Here is a 17,317-nt window from a genome sequence, read left to right as displayed (position 1 = left end):
TTCCACATCGTTTCACTTCTGCTCATCTCCGTCCATGGCTGTTGCCGGCCCCTGTCGACGGACGAAGAACCTACAGACGGCAATGAGAACCAGCCCCAGGCTTGCTGCCAGCAGGAGACTTGGAACCTTTGACAGGTCCACACCTGTGGCGGAGAGGGAGGGGCGAGCCTGTGCCTGCGGGTTCGCAGTACCGGATGGATTGCCGGATGATGAATGCCCCGGCTTCTGAGTGTTGTCTTTGTCGGGTGCAGGCTGGGCGCTGCGAATCTGGGTCAGTTTGACCTTGTAGGTCCTTGTGGTGGCCTTATCGGCTGCTGTGACCGTGATCGTCAGCATCCTTTCAGCTGATCCAGAAGAGTCCAAGGTCAAGGCGACAGTAGCCTGATCATCCGTGGCGAGAGCGGCGATGTCAGTCTCAGTCAGTCCATGCAGGTCGGCGAACGCCAGCGTAGCAGTACCCGCCAAGGCCTGCGCCAGGTCCACTGGTTGGCCGGCCACGGTCAGAGACTTGAGGCTGGCGTCATTGGAGAGGACCTTGACCGTGACCTCCACGGGCATCCGAGAAGCATCCGCAGCGATTCCGCTCACTCGGAAGGTTCCGGGGTGGTTGTAGGAGGACGGATCCACGGCATCCCAAGCCACCTTCACCTGCTCCTTGCTTCCGTCAGCCTTGGTCAGCTCCACCTGGGCAGGAAGATTCGGCGTGGGATCCTGACCGACCTTCGTCTCTACAGACATGGCCGGAACCGAGGCGACCGCCACATGGGGCGCATAGGCCTCCAGGACCTTCTGATACTGAGCCCTGGTCACTGGCAGGACAGTGCCGTGCCGTGGTTTGCCGCCGTCCGTATTGGTCGGGAAGTTGGCCTCGGGCATCTTGTCGCCGATCACCTTCCACTGGTCGGCCTTGGATATATTGTTCGTGGCCATCGGCACATAGTGGTTGGGGCCACCGTGGTAATTGGGCTGATCGGCAAAGAGGTAGTACTGATATCCGTTGACATCCCCATCGTTCGCCCGGAAAAGCGATGGGCCTTCGCCGGCGCTGAAAGTACCGCCGTAGCCGTTGGCCTGCCCGCCGCCGATGCGCTCCCCGACCAGAGACCAGTCGTTGGCATCACCGGATGCGGCAGTCGGATAGGATCCGGCAACCTTGGCCAGAAGGTCCTTGGACTTCTCCTGACGCAGGGTCATGGTCTTCTCGTCCTTGTAGACGCGATAGTAGGTGCCATCCTTCTTCTGCACGGTGGCATCGATGGATCCCGAGCCGGGCTGACCCCTGCGGTCTACATCGATCCAGACCTGGGGCTTGGAGAAGTTGATGAAATCGTCAGTGGTGACATACATCATCCGGTTGTAGGTCAGCGCGGTCCTTTCAGCCGGATCGGTGCCCGGATACAGGTTGGAGGCCCAATAGACCACGTACTTGCCGATCTCGGCATCGTAATAGGCCTCAGGCGCCCAGGTGTTCCCGGCATAGTCGGTGCTCACCTTGACATGCCGCTCCTGGGACCAGTGGGTCAGATCATCCGACTCCCAGATCTCGATGTATTTGGATCCGTTGGCCTGGGCACCCATGAAACCGCTCAGGCCTCCGGGCGCATTGGGACGTCCGGATATCTTCAGATCGGTGGCCAGCATGTAGAACTTGTCACCTTCCTTGGACCTCATGATGAAGGGATCGCGAAGTCCCTGCTCGCCCTTGCTTGAGGTGAAGAATGGCGAACCGTTGTTCAGCGTGTTCCAGTCCAAGGCATTGTTGCCCTTGGATGCAGCCAGACTGATCTTCTCGCCGCCGACGCCCTCGCCGGTGAAGAATGCCCAGACATAGGCCTGATCCTTGGAGTTGTCGGCAGGCATGGGCTGCACCTTAAGGGTGAACTCCTTGACCAGCCTGCTGTCGCCATGCCTGACCTCCAAGCTCAGGACCACGGTTGCAGCCGGCTTGCCAGCGGCGGGACGGTTGACCTTTACCGTCTTGGAAGAGCCGTTGACGCCATCGACAATGACCGCGCCGGCCGTTCCCGGATCCTTGACGGACCAGGTGAAGGTGGAGCCGTGCTCACCGAGCGTAGGTATGGAGACATTGGTTCGCACATCGTCGGCATTCTCAATGCCCACGGCATCCAGATCAGCCTGCGCCTGCTCCTGATCACTCGGAAGATGGGGAACTAAAACCTGATAGGCCTTGGTGCGAGTGACCCCGTTCAGGCTGAAAGTGGCCGTCAGAGTCACCTGCGCGTCCGGCTGCCCGGAAGCAGGCCTGTTCACGGTGACTGACCCGTCACCAGCTACTGCCAGGGCCGGTGAATCGGATGCCCAGTCCAGATGCACGCCCGAGAGATCCGTGGGAAGGGTGAAGTTCTCACTCGCCTGAGCAGGGACCGCTACCGTCGGCATGATCTTCTCCAAGGCCTGGCTGGTATAGAGCCCCTTGACCGCAGCGGAATCCATGGCCTGATCGTAGATGGCGTAATCATCGACCTCGATCTTGCTCTTGGGATCGGGATAGGAGGATTTGCCCAGGTAGGCGACCAGATCCCCGTAATTGCCGAGACCGCCTTGAGGTATGGAGTAGGTGGAAGAACCCAGCGGAGCGCCATTGAGATAGGAGCTCATCGTTCCTGTGGAGCCGCTGATGACTGTGGTGTACAGGGCCATGTCACCAGTGGATTTGGAGCCGGATGAGGGAGCCCCGGTGGATCCCGGACCCACTTCGGTGCCCCATGGGGACTGGTTGGGCTGATTGGCGGTCGCCGTGGTCATTACCGCCTTGACCCGCCCCGTAGGGTTGGACGGGTTGAGCAGGAAATACCCTTTGGTGGTATCTGCGTTCCCTATGTAGGCCGCTGAAGTGTTCATAGATCCGGAATTATTCTTCAGCCAGATCGAAACAGTAAGGTCCTGCTTATCCTTCAAGGCACCGGTGGGAATGACTACGTCCTGGGTGCCGGTCAGCACGAGGCGACCATCCTTGACGGAAGCATCGCCTTCCAGAGTGGCGTCACTGTGACCGTCAGAGCCCCCGTTGGCTATGGTCCGGCCGCTGGGGGCAACGTCGAAGGAATAATGGATCAGCGGTTTCTCTGCCTCCTCACCCGATGCGACAAGGGGCAGCAACAACCCCGATGCCAGTGTTACACACCCTAGGAGCAGCCCCAGGGCCCTCTTTCCATGTCCGTTCATTAACGGGCCTCTTCCTGTGTAATGCCATCACATCATTGCGGTGGCTCTTGAATGCTCCCAAGAACAGCTGATTCCAGGAGCCTTTTGTCTTGGACTGCCAATGCCGGCCATTCCTCGAAAACCCATAGGAACAGCCGGTCAGAACAGTCATCGCCTGGATGCCGACCTATACCCGGCCGATCGCAACCAGCAGATTGCCAGGACTGCGCATGCGAGCGCAGCCAAGGCAATGACGCCAACGGATGCACCTGTTTGAGAAAGCCCCTGATCCTGTGAAACCGACCCAGCACCTCCTGCCTTGACTTGTTCAATGGGAGATGTCTGGGAGGGGTGGGTATCCGACGTGCCAGGCACGCCAATGTCTGCAGCCTTGGCGACAAGCCCGGTCACCTTGGTCGAGGATGGCTTGACCAGCTTGTCGGTGTACCCCTGATAATCGACTCTGATATCTCCGGAAACCTCATCCGGCACAGTCAGCGCCGCCTTCCCATCGGCCCCCAGTTTCACATCGGCCGTCCAGGACTGACTCAGCCTTGATGCCGGGCTTTGCGTGATGCTCACGGTGCCAGCCACATCACCCTGGTCTTCGGCCTTGACGGTCACGCTCAGCTTGCGGCTGTCCGGGGCATAATCAGCCTGGGTCGTAGAGGCGACCGGTTCCAGATGTGAGGGATTGGCTGTGGTGTACCTATGCATGGCTTCCAGAACATTCCGAGGCACGGCCACGAAAGCCCCATGCCTCTTTGGGGTGGGCATGCCACCATCCGTGACATACCCGGTGACGCCCTTGCCGGGCTTCTTCTGAGTAAACCATCCCGGCGTCTGCGAAAGCCTGTGGGACCAGTCTGTTTTGCTCAGATCCGTCTTGCTGGTCATGAAGGGTTGATAACCCCCCGAATCAGCCATGATGACCATGGCGTCACCGGCTTCGTTCTGGTTGACGTCATCCTTGTTCAGAGCTATGGATTCCGGCCCCTCAAAGGGAAGCAGCCGCTGGTCGAGCAACCGCCAGGTGCTGGTCTCATCAGCATCGGGATCCGAACTGGACGTGGTGCAGGTCAGGCACTTCGACCGTTCCAGGAAGGTGGACTTGCCATCCACCACGTAGGATCCTGCGGCACCGTTCTCCTCGTTTTTGGTCATCCGGTAGTAGTAGCTGCCGATTTTGAAAACCGTGGAGTCAATGCGCGAGTATCCGGTGTCCTGCCAGTCCTTGGCGGGGGTGAAGGTCTTGAAGTCCCTGGTGATGGCATAGCGCACGATGTTGTACGGGGAACCCTTCTTCCCGGTGACGGCCGTCGAGCGTGAGCCGTCGGTATAGGCCCTTGAGGAGAAGAAGACCACATAGGCGTTCAGCGCGTCATCCCAGAATGCCTCAGGAGCCCAGGTCATCCCCTGGTTGGGGGAGTTGACGACGATGCCTGCATCCGAACCGTCCTCGGCGTTGGTCCGCGTCCAATTGACCATGTCCTTGGATTTCCAGGCTTCGATCTTCAGCGAACCATATTGCTGGTTCTGACCCCAGCCCTGGCGCGAGACCTTCAGATCGGTGGCGATCATATAGTATTCGTCGCCATCATGCGAGCGCAGCACATATGGATCGCGCAGGCCGGTGGTGTCCGTCTTGGAAGTGATGACGGGGTCACCGTTGTTAATGGGGCTGAATGAGAAGAAGTCATTGCGCTTGGTAGAAGTCGCCGATTCATACAGAGCCTCGCCGATCTTTCCTCCTGTCTTGTCCGCGTCAGAGAGAAAAGTGACCGCGGCGTACCCGACATTCGGCGCAGACCGTGGCTTCTCCTTGACCACAACATCGACACTGCGCGATACCGTGCGCCCATTGCCCGCCTTGGCGGTGGCCGTCAGACTGACCTTCTTGGAATCGCCCTGCCCATAAGAGGGTCGGGTGACGATTCCGGCGCCCCGATAAGGGTCGGCTGCACCATTGGCTGGTGCCCGGTAATTGCCGTCTGTCGGACTGATGCGACCGGGATCGGAAGAGGTCCAGGTGACATCAACATCATGTCTGGGTCCCTTGGCCAGCAAAGGCAGGTTCCCTGTCGCCTGAGACGGAATCCCAGTGATCAGAGCATCCACATCATCTTGGGCGGCCGTTTCCGGATCCAAGGGTTTGACGGTTACGTCGACTGAACTGACCAGTCTGCCAGCCCGGCTGGTGGCGGTAATGGTGCTGGTTCCAGCCTTCACAGCCTTGACCTTGCCCTTGGCATCGACCGTGGCTACAGAGGGATTGGACGAGGCCCAGCTCACCTCCTGGCTGATGGCATTCTCAGGCGTGATTGTTGCGGTCAGCTGCCGCTCATCGTTCTCCGTCAAGGCCAGGGATCCGTTCACCAGGCCGGTTCCGGTCACGGTTATCCCAGTCGGCATGACCAGATCGGCCCCCTTGTAGATCTTCAGGTCATCAATAGCGCCATTCCAGTACGCATCCCCCTGATAGAAGGATCTGCCGATGTAGGTGGTGGAGCCCCCCAGATCGGAGAGCTTGATACCGGTCTTGGCCTTGATTCCCACCAACTTGTTGTCCCTGAGCAGGGCCATGGAATCATCCTTGATGATGATTCGGAAGTCGTGCCAGATTCCGTCATTGTTGTCGAGCTGCTCCTTGAAAGAGGGCTCATTGTGCCAGCCATTGTCCGCAACAGCCAATTTGGCGCTGGTCTTGCTCAGATAGAAGAAAAGGTAATGCGAAGCATCTTTGCCGATAGCCAGCGAGAAGTAATTGCCATCGTCGGCATGCCTCGACTTGGCAGCGAAGTCGATGGTCGCCTCGTTGCCTATTGATCCGAAGATCTCCGAAGGCAGCTGAGCATATTGAACGTTTTTTGAAGCATCCGACTGACCGTTCTGCAGATTCAGGGCCTCGTTTCCGTTTCGGTCTCCGAAGGCCCCAATGGATGCCCCGCCGTGAAGAGTCATGGCATAGCCATTGACTGAATCCGATAAGTTTCCCTGGCTAAAGTCATAGGAGGCAACCGGGGTCAGTGATCTGGTTTCCTGCCCTTGTGCCTCAGGACGCTCAAGGGCGTATGCCGTACCTCCCGCGAAGGACAGCAACATCGGCAGGGTCACCATGACCGACACCAATGTTTTCATTTTTTTCATGCACTCCACCACCTTTGGCTCATCGGGATACCACAATCCCGCCTGCAGTGTCATGCCGACTACTGGCTTGGCTTCGATGACTACCCTTGAGCCGACACGACAAGTATTCATAGATGGGTCATGACTCATGATTGATCATCACGTCAGCACCTATGCCAAAATCCATTCTGGCATCTGCGATTAGCCACTGTCCCTGAAAAGAATAACGATTCAATAACAATAGATTCTCAGTATTAGCGAATACGAACAGCAGGCATTCCCCTACCGTACGGATCGAGGAACCATGCAACTGGGGCTCGACGCTGAACCCCGATGCCTCAAATAAAAAAAAAACGCCGCAGACCGGATTCATATCGAATGCTGGTCTGCGGCGATGCCAGGAAAATGGCAGCTGATGCTCAGAACCTAGAGGTCACTGCACCTGGGAGCGGGCGATCTTGCCGGTGAAGGACTGGGCCTCATCGGCATCCTTGACGTCCTTGTTCCAGGAGAACATGGCGCGCAGCTTGGGGCCGACCTCCTCGATCTTCTCGTGGGAGAACTTCTCCTGGAGCTCCTTGAACTTGGGGGCGCCGGCATCCTGGTCGTCAATGAACTCCTTGGCGAAGGAGCCGTCCTGAATGCGCTGCAGCTGGTGACGCATCCTGTCCTTGGTGGACTCATCCACCACGGTGGAGGTGAAATCGCCGTACTGGGCGGTGTCGGAGCAGGACCAGCGGGCCTTGTTCAGGCCACCCTCGTTCATCAGGTCGACCAGCATCTTGAGCTCGTGGCAGACCTCGAAGTAGGCGATCTCGGGCTGGTAGCCAGCCTCGGTCAGCACCTCGAAGCCAGCCTCGACCAGGTGGTTGACACCACCCATGAGCACATCCTGCTCACCGAAGAGGTCGGTCTCGGTCTCTTCCTTGAAGGTGGTCTTGATGGCGCCGGCGCGCAGGGCGCCCAGAGCCTTGGCGTAGGCCAGGGTGATGTCCCAGGCGTCGCCGCGCGGATCCTGTTCCACGGCCACGACCACCGGCACGCCACGACCAGCGACATACTCACGGCGGACGATATGGCCCGGACCCTTGGGGGCCACCATGAAGACGGGATGATCGGCGCTGGGCTTGATGTATCCGTAATGGATGTTGAACCCGTGGGCGAAGCCGACAGCGGCGCCCTCCTTGATGTTGGGCTCGATGTCATCACGCCAGATGGTGCGCTGGTACTGATCGGGGGCCAGGATCATGACGATGTCGGCTTCCTTGGTGGCCTCCGCCACGGTCTTGACCTCCAGACCCTGCTCCTTGGCGAACTCGACCGACTTGGAGCCGGCGCGCAGACCGACCACTACGTCAACACCGGAATCGCGCAGGTTCAGCGCATGAGCATGTCCTTGGGAACCGTAGCCGATGATGGCCACCTTCTTGCCCTGCAGAACCGAGAGATCCCCATCCTTCTCATACCAGATCTGTGCTGCCATTATCTTTACTCCTTTTTAAACGGTCCTGCCGGTCCATAAAGTGCGGCCAGGGATCGTGACGCATTACTTACTATTTGATCAGCTCTTGTTCAGCGGACGTTGCTCATCAACTCCGGCTCCGGATTTTGTCCTTTGCCCAGGTCGATTGACGGATACTGCTTCTTTGTCTCCAACCATACTCGTGGCGTGGCCAGGCGAGCATTCCGCGACTCATTGTTTGGACACCGACAGGTTGCCAACCCTGCATACAGGCCGGGAACCACCTCCATCCTCAGCCGGGTACATCCGAAATCACTACCGTGACAGGTCTTGGGCTGCGGTCACTTGGTGAAGTCCACATCCCTGGTCTCGTGGCAGGTCAGGACCGCCACCAGACAGCAGACCGCCATGACGGCCAGGTACAAGCCGACCGAGCGCACACCCCAGTGGGAAGAAAGCCAGGTGGCGACGGTGGGCACGAAGGCCGCACCGACTATGGCCGCCAGGTTGTAGCCGATGCCGGAGCCCGAGTACCTGACGTTGGCGTCGAAAAGTTCGGGGAGGAAGGCGCCGATCGGGCCGAAAGCCATGCCCATGAGGGCGAAGCCGACGCAGAGGAAGACCATGACCTGGAAGGTGTTGTGGTGATCCATGAGCAGGTAGGGGAAGGCCAGGCTGAAGACCACCAGCATGACCGAGCTGCCCACCAGGACCCGACGCCTGCCGATCCGGTCGGCGTAGACGCAGGAGAGCACGATGAAGAGGGCGAAGACGACGATGGAGACCATCAGCATGAGGAGGTATTCCTGGTTGCTGAAGCCCAGGCCGCCACCGCCCTGAGACCTGGGCTTGGTGCCGTAGGCCAGGGACCAGGTGGCCAGGGTGTAGAAGAGGGTGTAGGTGACGGCGACCAGGAAGGTGGCCTGGAGCACTTGGCGCCAGCTCTTGCGGAACACCTCGACCAGGGGGGTCTTGACGACCTTCTTCTGGTCCAGGGCCATCTGGAAGATCGGGGTCTCCTGCATGGAGACGCGGACGGCCAGGCCTACCAGGACCAGGATTGCGGAGAGAAGGAAGGGTACGCGCCATCCCCAGGTCAGCATCTGCTCAGACGTGCAGAACATCTCCAGGAGGAAGTAGGTCCCGTTGGCCAGGAAGAAGCCGATCGGGGCACCCAGCTCCGGGAAAGACCCGTAGAGGGCGCGCTTGCCCTCGGGGGCGTTCTCGGTGGCCACCAGGGCCGCACCCGACCATTCACCGCCCAGGCCGATACCCTGGACGAACCGGCAAAGGCAGAGGACCACGACGGCCCAGAGGCCCCAGGTGGCGTAGGTGGGCAGGACGCCAATCAGGACGGTTGAACAGCCCATGGTCAGGAGGGAGACCACCAGGGTGGTCTTGCGGCCCCGCCTGTCGCCGAAATGGCCGAAGATCAGGGACCCCAGGGGTCTGGCGATGAATGCGATGGCGAAGGTGAGCAGTGAGGCCAGGAGGGCCACGGTCGGGTCCGTCTTGGGGAAGAAGAGCTTGGGGAAGTAGTTGGCCGAGGCGGTCCCGTAGGCATAGAAGTCGTAGAACTCAATGGCGGTACCCACCATGGATGCCCCTATGACCATGCGGACCGAGCTACGGGTGACCTGGCGCGGCCGACCGGCTTGTTTGGTTTCGTCACCGGCCAAAGAGCCGGCGTCGGTATCACTTGCCGTCATCACTTCATCTCCTTCTCCCGGTCGGCTCCTGGCCTGAAGCCACGGAACCGAACCATTGCGGAAGACCCCGCCGTTGGCAGGGTCTGGTGAAATGAAGCGATGCTCGTTCAACCCTGCCTTCTGGCGGGGTCGAACAATATGAGGATTGCCGAATCAGTCCGCCAACGAAGACGGGCTAATAATTCGTGCGGACACAGTACCGAATCGACCTGTGCTCAATTTCCTTGTCATCGCGGCGAACCTCCTCTCGCAGTCTTCCCTTCGAATGCGTCCTGCATCCGGATTGGTTCTGACCTTAGGCCCGGGTAATCACCCGACCGGACTATGCATCCAATATATGGACGAACTGGTCCATTGATGGGCCGACAATTCAAGCCGGGCCAAGTTTCCGATGTCCGAGAATCAGTCTTGCCGCGGATCATGCCTTGCCGATCAAGACAGGGAACCGGTTCTAAAGCACGGTCCACGATCTCAGCCCGTGAAGATAGTTCCCGGAAAGCCCCTGGAGACCACGGCCCGACGATTGTCGTCAATCGTCGCACAGGCGAAGGAAAAGTGCTCGGCCAGGTCATTGGCATCAACCAGGAAGAGGGCCGTCGATAAGCCGTCTGCCAGGGCGGTCGGGTACAAATCCGCCAAACGACCATCCTTGCCCTTGCCCGGATTCTTGCCCTTCCTCGGAACACGATCCGGGGTCCAATCCCGTCCCGAGCGCTCCGGCGAGCATTGCCCCTGATTACATATCGATGCCCCCGCGCCCTGTTCGCCATCGTTCCCGTCCCGGCCAACCACCACCCAGGTGGCCTCGACCCGACGGACCGGCCAGCCATCAATAGCGTTGACAATGTGGTGAAGGACCATCAAACCGCCCGCCGCCCCGTCCTTGCGAGGAGCGGTCCACCGCCGTCTGCTGGGGGCCGAGGCACAGAGGGACCCCGATACCATGGAAACCAACCCAACCGCCTTGGTCAGATCATCCGGGTCCTCCATGGCGATGGAAACGGCCTTGGGAGCATGGATCCTCATGTCGCCGCCGGCGTCAATCAGATAGTCCCCGACCCGGTAGGAGCCTTGGGCATGCTCCAGAATACCGGCCAAGAGGTCGACCAGATACCCTTTGCCCAGGGCCCCGAAGTCCAGCTGGACCGACCCCGTGGTCCTCAGGGTCGTACCCACACGTTCAACCTCATCGCCCCAGGTGGCCCTGCCCCGAATCCTGCCGAGATGGTCGACTGCATCGGCACTCATGCGGAAGGTCATATCCCTGCCATAGCCCAGACGGACCAGGTCGGCGCCCACAGCAGGATCCAAGGCGCCCCCGGTGGCGACATACAAGCAGTCATACAGGTCGAACAGACCCTGGCAGTATTCGGGGAAATCGAAGCTTCCGCCCCGATCAGACTCGGCCATGGCTGCCGGAATCGAATCATCCCGGAACCTGGACAGGGTCGATTCATAGGCCTCGATCAGGTGGCCCATCCTGGCTCTGAGCCCTGATCCGACAGGCTTGGCGGTGTTGATGATGATGCCGGTCCCCAACGCCTCCGGGAAGGCGGTCAGGTGGGGCATGGAAACAGGGTTGCATCCTGATCTCAGCCACGTCCCAGCACGCTTCCCTCGGCCTGCAGAGCCGAGGAATGTGTCGTATCCTGCCTTCATACCATCAAATTGTATGCACTCAATAAACGGGGGGGGGGGGGCGAACTGTATTCAGTTATGTTCCACGAACCAGAGACAGGCATTTTCAGGCAAAGTATCCTTTTGGGCACCTTCGCAGGCTTCGTTACTACGCAGAATAATCTTCCCATCGATACCCAGCCCAACGGCACCTGGGCCAAAGTTCAGCAGGCAATGCAACCCCGTTGAGAGTCTGATATGCAGAACTCCTGGATCACCACCCTCCACGATTTTCATCGTGGTTCCCCCTTCTGCGACCACCCACCGACGCCGAAGTTTGAGAGCCTTTTTATATAATTCCAGGGGTGATTTCGGCCGCCCGTCTTCAGCCTGAACCGCATAGTTCGCAAACCAATCCGGCTGAGGCAACCAGGGCCGGACACCCTCAGCGGCACTGAATCCATAAGCATATTCCTTCGAAGTCGTCCAGGGAAGCGGAACCCTGCACCCATCACGTCCTTTGACCTTATGACCTGAACGTTCCCAGCTGGGATCCTGGATATCCTCTTCCTTGATTTCCAAATCCTCCGGCAACCCCAATTCATCACCTTGATATATGTATGCAGTTCCCGGCAGTGCTAGGAGAAGCATTCCCGCTGCACACGCACGGGCCTCACCCACGGTCTGATCGATGACTGGCCGGGTACCGTTGGAAGCCACCCAGTCAACCGCATCCGCCCCTTTTGGCAAAGCAAGACGCGACGCCACACGAGGCACGTCATGATTACCCAGCACCCAACTCGGAGTACTGCCGACACGACGGAAACCGTTCCATGTTCGCTGAATCGCTTCCTGATACTCCCGTCTATCCCAATCGCACTTTGACAGCGAGAAATCAAATACGGATCCAAGCTCGTCAGGCCGGGCATAGTCGTATACTCGCTCTGTAATCGGAGTCCAAGATTCACCTATGGCCATACGTGGTGGATCATACCGGTTGAAAACCTTGCGCCATTCCCGGTAGATGTCATGAACCTCGTCACGATCGTACAGTGGGTCATCGCCCTTATCCGACATGGGTTCCGGATTAGCAGGGTCAGGCCTGTCGCGCAAAGGCTCACTCAAATCCTTGGCCAAACCATGCGACACATCAATGCGGAATCCGTCGACCCCATGGTCGCTCCAGAAAGTTAGGGTCTTCAAAAAGTCCTTCCTGACTTCTTCGTTTTCCCAATTGAAATCAGGCTGCTCCTTGGTGAAGATATGAAGGTAGTACCATCCATCCCCGCATGGTTCCCATGCACTACCGCCAACCCCTGAAAGCCAGTTAGTCGGCGGCAGACTACCATCCGGCCCCTTACCTTTTCGGAAAACAAATCGCTGACGCATCAGTGAATCAGGGCCCTCTTTCAGGGCCTGCTTGAACCAGGGATGCTGGTCAGAGCAATGATTAGGGACAATGTCCACAATCACCTTGATTCCTAAGTCATGCGCATCGTGTACGAGGGCATCAAAATCTTCCATGGTCCCTAGCCGCGAATCCACATTTCGGTAATCAGTCACATCATAGCCACCATCGACCAACGGCGAAGGATAGAAAGGAGTCAACCATATGGCATCGATGCCTAAATTGACAAGGTAGGGCAACCCAGACCTCACACCTTGCAGGTCACCGATCCCGTCGCCGTTAGCATCTCGGAAGGACCGGGGATAGATCTGATAGACGACGGCATTCCTCCACCAGTCAGGGTCCAGCATATTGTCGATCATTAATTACTCCTTTACTGAGCCTTCCAGCATTGCGCGTATGAAATATTTCTGCAGGAATATGAAGAGAATCATGGTTGGCGCCATGATGAGCAGAGAACCCGCATTAAGTAGGACAATATCGGTCGAGTACTGTCCCACAAAGCTTTGGAGGGCCCCAGCCATTGTGCGTTTGGTCGGATCATCGATGAGCACCACAGCCAATAGGAACTGATTCCAAGTGGACAGAAAAGTCAGTATTCCCAGTGATGATATGGCAGGAATGACTAAAGGCAACTGGATACTCCGGAATATACGCAACTGGCTGGCACCATCGAGGCTGGCGGCTTCAATCAAGTCGCGGGGCATCTGGGCGAAGTAAGATCGCATCCAAATGATGCCGAACGGCATATTAAGACCGATCATCGGCAAGATCATGGCCAACCGAGTATTAAGCAACCCCATCGACTGAATTTCATAATATAGAGGCGTCACAAGAACTTCGAATGGCAGTGTCAAACCGACAAAGAGAAGAGCATAGGCAACCCAACCACCAGCTACGTGCAGAGAACCCAACGCATACCCACCCATGGCACTGCAGAGGAGGGTCACCGGAACCACAGCCACCACCAGAATCACACTGGAAACCAGCAGAGGGGTGATATTGGCGACTTTCCACGCAGCTACAAAATTCTCCCAGTGAGGATGAGCTGTGAACTGAATCCCATAGGGCATGGAACCTTGAGGTTGTAAGGCAGCCGAAAGCATACTGACGAAGGGAAGGATACAGAAGATAACCGTTACTGCCAAGGTCAGATTCCCCAGGACTCGAACAGTCAAGGACTGCTTCATGCTTCTTCCTCCCGTCCACCTTGCACCAGACGCTGCAAGGGCCCGACCACAAGCAAGACCAAGGCCATGAGCACCAAGGCCAAAGCAGAAGCCAGCCCTACCTTGTTCTGGGTGAAGGCCAGTCGATAGACCATAACTCCTGGGACCATCGTCGAATAGCCGGGGCCTCCCTGGGTCGCCATGAAAACGACATCAAAACTTGCCAGAGCCGCAACAATGGTCATAGTCAGGCAAATGGCGATCTGGCCGCGGAGACCGGGCAGGGTAATATGCCAAAGCTGACTCCACCAGCCGGCCCCATCAATGCTGGCCGCTTCATATAGAGATTTATTGATACTGCCAATGCCGGCCGAGAGAAGGACAATGCAAAAACCCAATTGAAGCCAGAATCCGATAACACCGACAGCATTGAGAGCCGTACTTTGGTTTCCCAGCCATGCAGTAGCGTGTGATCCAAGCCCTATAGCCTTAAGCATCTGATTGACGATGCCATCCTGGGCAAGCATCCAAGACCAAGCCACACCTGCCGCAGCACCCGGAATAACCCTGGGCAGGAACATGCAGACCTGCGCCACCGTACTGGCTGTCTTGTTCTGTACATCGCGTATCAGTGAGGCCAGAATAATCCCGAGTACCACAGGAATCAGAGCAAAAAAGATGATCAGATAGAAAGAGTGCCCAATACTCCCCCTCAGTACCGGGTCGCTAAAAACCCGAATGAAGTTATCGAGCCCAACCCATGTGCTGGCATCAACCCCATTCCAGCTATAGAAGGAGTACCAAGCCGTTTGAAGAATGGGCCAGAAAACGAAAACCAGATAGAAAGCAAGGCCGGGCAACAGGAAGAGCCAACCGACCAGTGTCAGGCCCGCCTGGTGCCTATGCCCACCTCCCCTGGCGGGGCGTGCGACAGCCGAGTGACTTCGCTTCGCGCCCGCCTTAATCTTGGCGAATTTACTCACTGCATGACCTCTTGCTTGTATTCATTTTGAACGTTTTGAGTGAATTGCTCAGGCGAGATGCTGCCATCCACCAAAAGCTGGAAGTTGGGCACGAGGGCGCTAGCTTGGAGACCGGCCGTGGCATTGTTGATGAAATCCGTGGAGTTCCCAGACTCGAAAACGTTCTGATAAGAATCAAACATGCTCTTCTGCAGGTCATTCCTGGCTTTGGGCAGGGACTGTCCCTTCACGGTCTTGGGGAAGTAACCACTGACCTCGGCCACTATCTGACGCGCCTCATCGCTCTGCGTGTAATCAAGGAAGCAAGCTGCCGCATCCTTCTTGGTAGAATTCGTCGGAATGCCGAAGAAACTTCCTCCATTGGCCGCAATGTTGGGTTTCTGATCCGCCGAATTGGCAGGGAACGGAACGAACCGGACATCTCCACCTAAGGAATCATTCATCTGATCCAGGTTCCAATTCCCACTGGGGAAAAAAACGCCCTGGCCGCTCGCGAACCTGTTCAATGCGGATGAACCATCGATGGCATTGACATCCGAGGGGAAGTACTCTTTCTTGCTCCAAGCCTGGATTCGTTCAGCGGCCTTCTTGGCCCCCTTGGTCTCAAAGGTGGCCCCATCCTTCTGCAGAATCCAATCGGTAACTGTTTTCAACGAGTCATCATTGACCATCATCGCCTGGAAAATAGTGGAAAGTCCCCCATCCTTCCCGTTGATCATCACGGGAATCTCCCCAGAACCCTTGACCTTAGCCATGTCTGATTCAAAATCACTCATGGTTACCGGCACCTTTTCAATGCCCGACTTCTTCAACAATTTGGTATTGACATACATGCCGGCCACTGAATAGGAGTTGGGCAGTGCGTACAGGTTGCCCTTGCCTACCCTGCCTGCACTATCAGCGCGATACAACTGGGTCTGCGCCCGAGGAACCTTCCAGCCGTATGCTTGAACATAAGGCTCAAGAGAGATGACATGTTTGCCACGGACTGCGCTGTTGACATCTGTGACTCTAGCTATATCAGGCGCATCCTTGGATGCGATAAGTCGGGGACCATTCTGGGAAGTGACATTGTCGGGATCGTAATGGGCCTTGATCGTGATTTTTGGATGCTTCTTGACAAATCCCTTAATCAAGGCATCGTCTATGGTCTTCAGTCCTGCACCATCCCAGAGAGTCAGACTGTATGTCTTATCACCCAAATCTGTGCTGACAGACTCAGGGTCATTACTAGCTGCCTGCTTGTTCGATCCCCCGGGCCCACAGGCCACAAGCGAAAGAGCGAGTCCGGCGGACAGCAGCACCGCTGCCCCATGTCTAAAGTGCAATTGCATCTTTTCTCCTGTCGTACTAATGTTCACTTCTTCGATGAACAGGTGCAACCGATATTATTAGCTTAAATACAAAGTTTTAATCCTAAGTTCCTCTCAAATACATCTATTGGATAATATCGGTTGCACATAGTATATAAATCATATTTGCTTCTTGTCAAATCGTTTTGATTCCATAAATCTAAGGCACGCTAGCAGTGGGATGAATGCTCTCTTGCCCACTTCATTAATCCGACAGCGATGACGCCTTACACCATGCTGTAAAATCGGTTGTGTTCCGAGGTAACTACAACAGAGGCACATGCATGCGAGAACCGACCATTTACGATGTCGCCAAAAAGGCAGGCGTCTCACCATCGACAGTCTCTCGTGCACTTCACGGTAAGGATAGGGTCTCGGATCACACCAGAGACAAGATTTTCGAAGCCAGTGAACAGCTTGGTTTCACAGCATCCAAGGAGGCCTCAAGACTCAGGAGTGGTAAAACAGGGCGGATTGCTCTGATCGTTGGCAACAGGATGTCGGGGTGGTACAGCTCCGAATTGGCAGAGGGGGTCTACTCCGCCCTGAGTAATGACGGTTATGATTTGCTCTTCTACCGAGTTGCAGACCAAAAGCAACGTACTGATTTCTTTTCCTCGATGCCCATCAAGCGCAACACGGATGCTGTCATCATCTCGTCATTTGCTCCTACCGAGAACGAGGGTCGGTCTTTGCGTGATGTAGGAGTTCCCATAGTGGGTGTCAATACCATGCACCTTAATGACCGATATAGCATGGCATCTATTGGCGTGGATGAGGTATCCACGCTGAGGGACCTAGTCTATCGCCTCTCTGTCATGGGGCATAAACGCATCGCCTTCATCCAGACAACCCCAATCAACGAGGATTTCGTCTGGGATGCCGACCAGCGAATCGAGGGGTACCGCCAAGGACTCCGGGCTGCCGGCATTACCCATCGAGAGGATTATGAGATTCCGGTTCCCCACAGCCAGGAGGCAGGCAGCGTCGCAGTCAGTGCCATACTCGCCTTAGACCCCCAACCAACTGCTGTATGCTGTATCAGCGATGAAGTGGCCATCAGCCTGGTGCACGAATTACGACGCTACGGCGTGCGCGTTCCAAACGACATCTCCGTCGTGGGCTTCGACGACCGCGAAATGGCAGCCTCACTTGGCATCTCAACAATCAGACACCGACCTGACGAGTACGGGAAGACCGCTGGTGAGATGGCTGTGAAACTGGCCCGCGGAGAGGAACTGGACCAACCAAGATTGATTGCGCCGACTTCGCTCATTTTACGGGAAACCATCGGACCTGCACATCAAGTGCACTGACAGACAGGAC

10 protein-coding genes are annotated in these 17,317 nt (G+C 57.0%); 1 reads left to right on the top strand and 9 read right to left on the bottom strand.

The features are described from left to right. Nucleotides 1–12: 12 nt before the first annotated feature. From J3T93_RS08960 to J3T93_RS08920, 9 genes are all read right to left on the bottom strand, one after another. Nucleotides 13–3,186 (bottom strand): immunoglobulin-like domain-containing protein, encoded by a 3,174-nt coding sequence (locus J3T93_RS08960; RefSeq protein ID WP_267431391.1) that lies wholly within the window; start codon nt 3,184–3,186, stop codon nt 13–15. A 147-nt stretch (nt 3,187–3,333) separates the two neighbouring features. Further along, nucleotides 3,334–6,312: an Ig-like domain-containing protein gene (locus tag J3T93_RS08955; RefSeq protein WP_267431390.1), complete on the bottom strand. Its 2,979-nt coding sequence runs from the start codon at nt 6,310–6,312 to the stop codon at nt 3,334–3,336. A gap of 412 nt (nt 6,313–6,724) precedes the next feature. After that, nucleotides 6,725–7,774 carry a ketol-acid reductoisomerase gene (gene ilvC / locus J3T93_RS08950; RefSeq protein WP_267431389.1) on the bottom strand — a complete coding sequence of 350 codons (1,050 nt, stop codon included), beginning with the start codon at nt 7,772–7,774 and terminating at the stop codon, nt 6,725–6,727. Nucleotides 7,775–8,094: 320 nt separating this feature from the next. Continuing rightward, nucleotides 8,095–9,369 carry an MFS transporter gene (locus J3T93_RS08945; protein WP_267431425.1) on the bottom strand — a complete coding sequence of 425 codons (1,275 nt, stop codon included), beginning with the start codon at nt 9,367–9,369 and terminating at the stop codon, nt 8,095–8,097. A 564-nt stretch (nt 9,370–9,933) separates the two neighbouring features. Further along, a complete protein-coding gene (locus J3T93_RS08940) occupies nt 9,934–11,031 on the bottom strand; it encodes an FAD:protein FMN transferase (protein WP_267431388.1) in 1,098 nt (365 codons plus the stop codon). A gap of 141 nt (nt 11,032–11,172) precedes the next feature. Continuing rightward, entirely contained in the window at nt 11,173–12,849 is a 1,677-nt protein-coding gene (locus J3T93_RS08935; protein ID WP_267431387.1) for a glycoside hydrolase family 13 protein, read from the bottom strand. 3 nt (nt 12,850–12,852) lie between these two features. After that, a complete protein-coding gene (locus J3T93_RS08930; RefSeq protein ID WP_267431386.1) occupies nt 12,853–13,677 on the bottom strand; it encodes a carbohydrate ABC transporter permease in 825 nt (274 codons plus the stop codon). Beyond that, nucleotides 13,674–14,543 carry a carbohydrate ABC transporter permease gene (locus J3T93_RS08925; RefSeq protein WP_267431424.1) on the bottom strand — a complete coding sequence of 290 codons (870 nt, stop codon included), beginning with the start codon at nt 14,541–14,543 and terminating at the stop codon, nt 13,674–13,676. Before J3T93_RS08925 ends, J3T93_RS08930 begins: the two co-directional genes overlap by 4 nt. A gap of 92 nt (nt 14,544–14,635) precedes the next feature. After that, entirely contained in the window at nt 14,636–15,973 is a 1,338-nt protein-coding gene (locus tag J3T93_RS08920) for an ABC transporter substrate-binding protein (RefSeq protein WP_416378852.1), read from the bottom strand. Nucleotides 15,974–16,275: 302 nt separating this feature from the next. On the opposite strand from J3T93_RS08920, the gene J3T93_RS08915 reads away from it, so the two are divergent. Next, complete coding sequence (locus J3T93_RS08915) at nt 16,276–17,307, top strand: LacI family DNA-binding transcriptional regulator (RefSeq protein WP_267431384.1); 1,032 nt, start codon at nt 16,276–16,278, stop codon at nt 17,305–17,307. The last annotated feature ends 10 nt before the right edge of the window (nt 17,308–17,317 follow it).

The organism is Bifidobacterium sp. B4111, assembly GCF_026537235.1.
Lineage (GTDB): Bacteria > Actinomycetota > Actinomycetes > Actinomycetales > Bifidobacteriaceae > Bombiscardovia.
Note: the sequence above shows the minus strand (reverse complement) of the source record. Positions and strands in the feature narration are given on the sequence as shown.

Coding starts and splice junctions, on each gene's coding strand:
- J3T93_RS08930 (WP_267431386.1), bottom strand. CDS start 13,677: ATGAAGCAGTCCTTGACTGTTCGAGTCCTGGGGAATCTGACCTTGGCA.
- J3T93_RS08915 (WP_267431384.1), top strand. CDS start 16,276: ATGCGAGAACCGACCATTTACGATGTCGCCAAAAAGGCAGGCGTCTCA.
- J3T93_RS08955 (WP_267431390.1), bottom strand. CDS start 6,312: ATGAAAAAAATGAAAACATTGGTGTCGGTCATGGTGACCCTGCCGATG.
- J3T93_RS08940 (WP_267431388.1), bottom strand. CDS start 11,031: ATGCCCCACCTGACCGCCTTCCCGGAGGCGTTGGGGACCGGCATCATC.
- J3T93_RS08960 (WP_267431391.1), bottom strand. CDS start 3,186: ATGAACGGACATGGAAAGAGGGCCCTGGGGCTGCTCCTAGGGTGTGTA.
- J3T93_RS08945 (WP_267431425.1), bottom strand. CDS start 9,369: ATGGTCATAGGGGCATCCATGGTGGGTACCGCCATTGAGTTCTACGAC.
- J3T93_RS08935 (WP_267431387.1), bottom strand. CDS start 12,849: ATGATCGACAATATGCTGGACCCTGACTGGTGGAGGAATGCCGTCGTC.
- ilvC (WP_267431389.1), bottom strand. CDS start 7,774: ATGGCAGCACAGATCTGGTATGAGAAGGATGGGGATCTCTCGGTTCTG.
- J3T93_RS08920 (WP_416378852.1), bottom strand. CDS start 15,973: ATGCAATTGCACTTTAGACATGGGGCAGCGGTGCTGCTGTCCGCCGGA.